The organism is Streptomyces sp. NPDC058307, assembly GCF_042880295.1.
Taxonomy (GTDB): Bacteria; Actinomycetota; Actinomycetes; order Streptomycetales; family Streptomycetaceae; genus Streptomyces.
Window position 1 is genome coordinate 1 of record NZ_JBHVYZ010000128.1, and the last position, 6,795, is coordinate 6,795.

Sequence of the window (6,795 nt, forward strand, 5' to 3'; positions counted from 1 at the left end):
CCGTGCCCGCTGTCATTGGGCGCCCGGGGGCCCTGGGCCCCGGGCGACGCCCGGGCCCCGCACGTCACCCGGTGACCTGCGGGGTCTTCGCGTGAGTTCCCTTGCGTGAGCTCCGTTGCCTGAGGCCAGCCACCGGGCGAGTGCCAACTGCGGCAGGAGGCGAGGCACACCCGTGGGCGCGACCTACCGCACCCCCCGCTCCAGCTCCTCCACATAGGCGTTGTACGCGGCCACCTGCGCCCGCCGCCCCGTCCGCTCCACCGGACGCAACGCCTCCCCCCGAGCCCGCATCTCGGCGGAGCTCACCGCACCCCCGGGCCCGTTCTCCTCGGCCAGCGACACCAGCAACCCCACCCGCTGAGCAAGCTCCAGCACCCGCACCGCCCGAGGCGGATATCCCGGCGCCAGCACCTCCCGCCCCCGCTCGGCCCGAGCCCGGTACGCCCCCAGCGCCGCCTCCGCCACCGGCCCCGACCCGGCCACATCCAGCCGCGAGAGCACCTCCGTCGCGTCCCGCAAGGCCTCCGCGAGCTCCCGCTCGGCCTCGCCCAGCGAGGGAACGTCCGCCGGCGGAGCCTCCCGCACCGGCAGCACATGCCACACCACCTCGACATGCACATCGCCCGCGGGCCCCGCCTCGTACACCTCCGGCACCAGGCCCAGCGCGGCGCCGTGACAGACCACCGCCTCCTCCGCCTCCAACGCCCGCGCGTTGAACTCCGGCGGCCCGCTCAGCCCCAGCGGATGCCCGGGCGCGGGCAGCGCGACCCGCAGGCCGGTGACCCCGAGCGACCGCAGCCGCCCGAGCGCCAGGGTGAGACCGACGGCCGCCGTCTCACCCGGCAGCCCCTCCACCCGGTGCACGGCATCGTCACCGACGATCGCCAGTACGGCGTCGTCCGGCGAGACAAGTCCGGCCAAAAGGCCGTTTCCCCAAGCGGCAAGGCGTCCAGAGCGCGGTTCCGAGAGCATGGCCCCCAGCCTAAGGACCGGACCACTGAACGGGGGCAGCCGACCGGTGGCGTAGATTTCATCGAGGGCTGCGCCCAAAGCGCGCACGCGCCAGCCGAGACGTCGACACCGGTCACACTGCAAGGGGAGACAACGCGCTCATGAGCGATGTTCTGGAGCTTCAGGACGTATCCGTGGTCCGTGAGGACCGGGCTCTGGTGGACCAGGTCAACTGGTCGGTCAAGGAGGGCGAGCGCTGGGTCATCCTCGGCCCCAACGGCGCCGGCAAGACCACGCTCCTGAACCTCGCCTCCAGCTATCTCTACCCCAGCAAGGGCACCGCCACCATCCTCGGCGAGACCCTCGGCAGGCCCGGCACCGACGTCTTCGAACTGCGCCCCCGCATCGGCATGGCCGGCATCGCCATGGCCGACAAGCTCCCCAAGCGCCAGACCGTCCTGGAGACCGTGCTGACGGCGGCGTACGGCATGACCGCCGGCTGGCAGGAGGAGTACGAGGACATCGACGAGCAGCGCGCCCGCGCCTTCCTCGACCGCCTCGGCATGACCGACTACCTGGACCGGAAGTTCGGCACCCTCTCCGAGGGCGAGCGCAAGCGCACCCTCATCGCCCGCGCCCTGATGACCGACCCCGAGCTCCTCCTCCTCGACGAGCCCGCCGCCGGTCTCGACCTCGGTGGCCGCGAGGACCTGGTCCGCCGTCTCGGCCGGCTCGCCCGCGACCCGATCGCCCCCTCGATGCTCATGGTCACGCACCACGTCGAGGAGATCGCCCCCGGCTTCACCCACGTCCTCATGATCCGCCAGGGCAAGGTGCTCGCCGCAGGACCCCTGGAGCTCGAACTCACCTCCCGCAACCTCTCCATGTGCTTCGGCCTCCCCCTCGTCGTCGAGCAGGTCGGCGAACGCTGGACCGCGCAGGGCCTTCCGCTGTCGTGATCACGTGAAGTCCCCGCAAAAACAAGGGTAAGAAGCCAGTTCCCGCTCCATTGCGCCCTGTCCGCGGCGGTACCCGCGGACCTACCATGACCACGTGAACGACATCAACGCATGGGTGTGGTGGCTCGTCGGCGCGGCTGCGCTCGGAATCCCGCTCGTGGTGACCGCGATGCCGGAGTTCGGCATGCTCGCGGTGGGCGCCGTAGCCGCCTCGGTCGCGGCCGGACTCGGCGGTGACATCGTCGTCCAGGTGCTCGTCTTCGCCGTCGTCTCGGTCGCCCTCATCGCCGTCGTACGGCCCATCGCGACCCGGCACCGCTCCCAGCGGCCCCAACTCGCCACCGGCATCGACGCGTTGAAGGGCAAGCAGGCCGTCGTCCTGGAGCGCGTCGACAGCGCGGGTGGCCGGATCAAGCTCGCCGGAGAGATCTGGTCGGCCCGCTCTCTCGACACCGGCCGCGCCTTCGAAGTAGGCCAGGAAGTGGATGTCGTGGACATCGAGGGAGCCACGGCGATCGTCATGTGACCTCGCAGGATGCAACTGAACGGAACGCACCACGAGTTGTACGACGGTCTGACACACTCGACCAGCAAGATCTTCAACAGCCATAAGATCTTCCGAGAACGCCGAGGCAGAGAAGGGCACGGGGAGCACGATGGAACCGGTCATCATCGTCTTGATCATCCTGGTGGTGTTGGTCTTCATCGCCCTGATCAAGACGATCCAGGTCATCCCGCAGGCGAGTGCCGCGATCGTGGAGCGGTTCGGCCGCTACACGCGGACACTCAACGCGGGACTCAACATCGTCGTCCCGTTCATCGACACCATCCGCAACCGCATCGACCTGCGTGAACAGGTCGTACCGTTCCCGCCGCAGCCGGTGATCACCCAGGACAACCTGGTCGTCAACATCGACACGGTCATCTACTACCAGGTGACCGACGCCCGGGCCGCGACCTACGAGGTCGCCAGCTACATCCAGGCGATCGAGCAGCTCACCGTCACCACGCTGCGCAACATCATCGGCGGCATGGACCTGGAGCGGACCCTGACCTCCCGCGAGGAGATCAACGCGGCCCTGCGCGGCGTTCTCGACGAGGCCACCGGCAAGTGGGGCATCCGCGTCAACCGCGTGGAACTGAAGGCCATCGAGCCCCCCACCTCCATCCAGGACTCGATGGAGAAGCAGATGCGCGCCGACCGTGACAAGCGCGCCGCGATCCTCACCGCCGAAGGTACGCGCCAGGCAGCGATCCTCACCGCCGAGGGTGAGAAGCAGTCCCAGATCCTGCGCGCCGAGGGTGAGGCCAAGGCGGCTGCCCTGCGCGCGGAGGGCGAAGCCCAGGCGGTCCGTACGGTCTTCGAGGCGATCCACGCCGGAGACCCGGACCAGAAGCTCCTCTCCTACCAGTACCTCCAGATGCTCCCGAAGATCGCCGAAGGCGACGCCAACAAGCTCTGGATCGTCCCCAGCGAAATCGGCGACGCACTCAAGGGCCTGTCCGGAGCCATGGGCAACTTCGGCAACTTCGGCGGCGGTTCCAGCGGAGGCAACGGCGGCTCGGAACGCCGGGAGAACCCGAAGATCGACTGACCCAGGGATTCCAGTACGACAAAGGGGCCCGCCTTCCCAACGAAGGCGGGCCCCAACGTACTCAGGGGCGCGGGGCTGTACCGACATGCGGCTCCGCCGCGGGGCGCGACAAGCCCCAACGAACCCGCAGCCGCCGACAAACCGATGCCGGCGAACGCTCAGGCGGCCTCCCGCGCCAGCCACTCCGGCAGCGCCGAGAAGTCCTCCTGCCCCAGCGACAACAGCATCGCGTCAGCCGGAGTCGGCTCGAACGGCTCCCGCAGCAACGGCATCCCCGCCTCCGCCGGAGTCCGGTTCGCCTTGCGGTGGTTGTCCTCCGCGCAGGAAGCCACCGTGTTCAGCCAGGTGTCCTGACCACCCTGGGACCGAGGCACCACGTGGTCCACGGTCGTCGCCCGCCGCCCGCAGTACGCGCACCTGTGCCGGTCACGCACCAGAACACCCCGCCGGGACCACGGGGCTTGTCTTCGGAAGGGCACCCGCACATACCTGCACAGCCTGATCACCCGGGGCGCCGGTATGTCGACCGCGGCTCCGCGCATGCGCAGTTCGGGGTGGGACTGCTCGACGACGGCCTTGTCCTGAAGCACCAGAACGACGGCTCGGTTCAACGTCACCGTCGACAGCGGCTCGAAGCTCGCGTTCAGTACCAGCGTGTCCCGCATGTCAGCCCACCTCCCATGTGCACCGTCCCACCCCCTGGCGGGCCTGGGCTTGGATCAACTCTGGCCGGGCACGCCGAGATGGACAACGCAATAAAAAGTGCCCGCCTCTGATCAATTCCAAGACCAGAGGCGGGCAAACGCCCTATGAACGTCAGTCTTCGGCGGGCACCTCGTACTCACCGATCAACTGAGCGCGGGCGATCGTGTGAAAACGCAGGTTGAAGCCCACAAAGGCCGGCGAGGCAGCGGAATCCGGCCCGAGCTTCTCCTGGTCCACGGCGTACACGGTGAAGACGTACCGGTGCGGCCCGTCCCCGGCCGGCGGAGCGGCCCCACCGAAGTCCTTCGACCCGTAGTCGTTCCGCGCCTGTACGGCACCCTCCGGCAGTCCTTCGAACTTGCCGCTGCCCGCACCGACCGGCAGCTCGGTCACCGAGGCCGGAATGTCGAACACGACCCAGTGCCAGAACCCGCTGCCCGTAGGGGCGTCAGGGTCGTAGCAGGTCACGGCGAAGCTCTTGGTCTCCGGCGGGAAGCCCTCCCAACGCAGCTGCGGAGAGGTGTTGCCGGCCGCGTGGACCTGAGCGTCCTTGAGCGTGCCGCCCTCCTGCACGTCCTCGCTCGTCACCGTGAACGACGGCACGGGCGGATGGAAGTCATGGGGGAGCGGACGCCGTTTGAGCTCGGTCACCTCGGTACCTCCTGATCGATTACCGGAATCAGCAGCTCCGAGCCTAGAACCAGCTGCGCTTGCTGCCGACCTCGGACAGCCACTGGTTGAGGTACCCGGCCCAGTCGGTGCTGTGGTAGTCGTGCAGCCCCACCTGGAAGGACCGGAAGGTGTCACTGCCCTCGCTGAACAGCCCCGGCTTCTTGTCCATCTCCAGCACGACGTCCATGGCGTTGCCGTCCGCGACGAAGCTCAACTCGACCTGGTTGAGCCCGCGGTACTGCTGCGGCGGGAAGAACTCGATCTCCTGGTAGAACGGCAGCCGCTGCCGCGTCCCACGGATGTGACCGCGCTCGAGGTCCGCGTTCTTGAAGCGGAAGCCCAGCTGGACGAACGCGTCCAGGATCGCCTTCTGCGCGGGCAGCGGGTGCACGCTGATCGGGTCCAGGTCACCGGAGTCCACGGCACGCGCGATCGCCAGCTCGGTGGTCACCCCGACGTTCATGCCGCGCAGCGGCTGCCCGTCGATCACCGTGATCGGCGTCTCCCAGGGGATGTCCAGACCGAACGGAACCGTGTGCACCGCGTTCGGCTGAAGCGTGAAGGCACCGCCGAGCGAGACCTTCGTGAACTCGACGTCCTGCTTGTACTCCTGGTCGCCGCTCTCGACCTCGACCTTGGCCTGGAGCCCGACCGACAGCCCCTCGATCTCCTGGTCGACGGACCCACCCTGGATCCGCACCTCGCCCTGGACGACACCACCGGGGACGACGTTGACCTCGGTCAGCACCGTCTCCACCGAAGCCCCACCGGCCCCCAGGCTCGCGAGCAGCTTCTTGAACGCCATGTCTCTCCTCTTAGAACGCGCGGATTCCTGATCCCTACAAACGCGATCCGGCCGTGGTCGGTTCCGCGCCCTCACCCTGGCAAGCGGACGAACCCTTGACCACCCCTTGGCACACACCCGTCTGGACTACGCTCGTACGCCATGATCACGTCCCCGGACCGTACGCCACTGCCACGAGAGTTCTTCGACCGCCCTGTCCTGGAAGTCGCCCCCGACCTCCTCGGCCGCACCCTCGTCCGTACGACCCCGGACGGTCCGATCGCGGTGCGCCTCACGGAGGTCGAGGCCTACGACGGTCCGAACGACCCCGGCTCCCACGCCTATCGCGGCCGCACGGCCCGCAACGACGTGATGTTCGGTCCGCCGGGGCATGTGTACGTCTACTTCACCTACGGCATGTGGTTCTGCATGAACCTGGTGTGCGGACCGGAAGGCCGCGCGAGCGCTGTCCTGCTCCGTGCCGGAGAGGTCCTCGAAGGCGCCGAACTGGCGCGCAAACGTCGACTCTCGGCCCGAAATGGCAAGGAACTGGCCAAAGGACCGGCCCGCCTGGCCACAGCCCTTGGCGTGGACCGGGCCTTGAACGGCACCGACGCGTGCGACCCGGGCGAGAGCCCGCTGAGGATACTCACCGGCACCCCGGCCCCCTCCGACCAGGTACTCAACGGTCCGCGGACCGGGGTGGCCGGTGAAGGAGGCGTGCACCCCTGGCGGTTCTGGATCGCCGACGACCCGACGGTGAGCCCCTATCGCGCCCACGTCCCGAGGCGGCGCTCAAGTTGACTCGCTCTTGGAAGATGCGTAACGTGGCCCGAGCCGCTTGTACCGGTTACGGCGATCGCCAGCAGCCGAGAGCGGCCAAACCACTACCTACGACATCCCTTCAGCGGGGGCGATTTCGGCGTGCCCGCGCGCCCGAATTCGAACTCGCGAGACTCGATTATGAGTTGCCGAGGGAATCGGCTAACGTAGTGAATGTCGAAAGGCCCCGCCGACAGGGAATCAGGCCCGAAAGGATCTGATAGAGTCGGAAACGCAAGACCGAAGGGAAGCGCCCGGAGGAAAGCCCGAGAGGGTGAGTACAAAGGAAGCGTCCGTTCCTTGAGAA

The 6,795-nt window shown here is 68.3% G+C and carries 8 protein-coding genes; 4 read left to right on the forward strand and 4 right to left on the reverse strand.

Features of this window, described 5'->3' with window-relative positions:
* Nucleotides 1-183 precede the first annotated feature (183 nt).
* Nucleotides 184-972 (reverse strand): hypothetical protein, encoded by a 789-nt coding sequence (locus ACFVYN_RS40740; RefSeq protein ID WP_390007843.1) that lies wholly within the window; start codon nucleotides 970-972, stop codon nucleotides 184-186.
* A gap of 140 nt (nucleotides 973-1,112) precedes the next feature.
* Between ACFVYN_RS40740 and ACFVYN_RS40745 the strand changes: the two genes are divergently transcribed.
* The 3 genes from ACFVYN_RS40745 (at nucleotide 1,113) to ACFVYN_RS40755 (ending at nucleotide 3,505) form a co-directional block, all read left to right on the forward strand.
* Nucleotides 1,113-1,910, forward strand: coding sequence for an ABC transporter ATP-binding protein (locus tag ACFVYN_RS40745; RefSeq protein WP_390007845.1), 798 nt, complete (start codon nucleotides 1,113-1,115; stop codon nucleotides 1,908-1,910).
* 94 nt (nucleotides 1,911-2,004) lie between these two features.
* Nucleotides 2,005-2,436 carry an NfeD family protein gene (locus ACFVYN_RS40750; protein ID WP_390007847.1) on the forward strand — a complete coding sequence of 144 codons (432 nt, stop codon included), beginning with the start codon at nucleotides 2,005-2,007 and terminating at the stop codon, nucleotides 2,434-2,436.
* 130 nt (nucleotides 2,437-2,566) lie between these two features.
* On the forward strand, nucleotides 2,567-3,505 hold the full coding sequence (locus tag ACFVYN_RS40755) for an SPFH domain-containing protein (RefSeq protein ID WP_390007849.1): 939 nt from the start codon (nucleotides 2,567-2,569) through the stop codon (nucleotides 3,503-3,505).
* A 158-nt stretch (nucleotides 3,506-3,663) separates the two neighbouring features.
* Here the strand turns inward: ACFVYN_RS40755 and ACFVYN_RS40760 are convergent, their stop codons facing one another.
* The 3 genes from ACFVYN_RS40760 to ACFVYN_RS40770 form a co-directional block, all read right to left on the reverse strand.
* Nucleotides 3,664-4,170 carry an HNH endonuclease gene (locus ACFVYN_RS40760; RefSeq protein ID WP_390007851.1) on the reverse strand — a complete coding sequence of 169 codons (507 nt, stop codon included), beginning with the start codon at nucleotides 4,168-4,170 and terminating at the stop codon, nucleotides 3,664-3,666.
* A 151-nt stretch (nucleotides 4,171-4,321) separates the two neighbouring features.
* The gene (locus ACFVYN_RS40765; RefSeq protein WP_390007852.1) at nucleotides 4,322-4,861 is read right to left on the reverse strand and encodes a YbhB/YbcL family Raf kinase inhibitor-like protein; all 540 of its coding nucleotides are present in this window, start codon (nucleotides 4,859-4,861) and stop codon (nucleotides 4,322-4,324) included.
* A 43-nt stretch (nucleotides 4,862-4,904) separates the two neighbouring features.
* Nucleotides 4,905-5,687 (reverse strand): sporulation protein, encoded by a 783-nt coding sequence (locus ACFVYN_RS40770; RefSeq protein WP_390007855.1) that lies wholly within the window; start codon nucleotides 5,685-5,687, stop codon nucleotides 4,905-4,907.
* Between the two features lie 141 nt (nucleotides 5,688-5,828).
* Between ACFVYN_RS40770 and ACFVYN_RS40775 the strand changes: the two genes are divergently transcribed.
* Entirely contained in the window at nucleotides 5,829-6,470 is a 642-nt protein-coding gene (locus ACFVYN_RS40775; protein ID WP_390007858.1) for a DNA-3-methyladenine glycosylase, read from the forward strand.
* The last annotated feature ends 325 nt before the right edge of the window (nucleotides 6,471-6,795 follow it).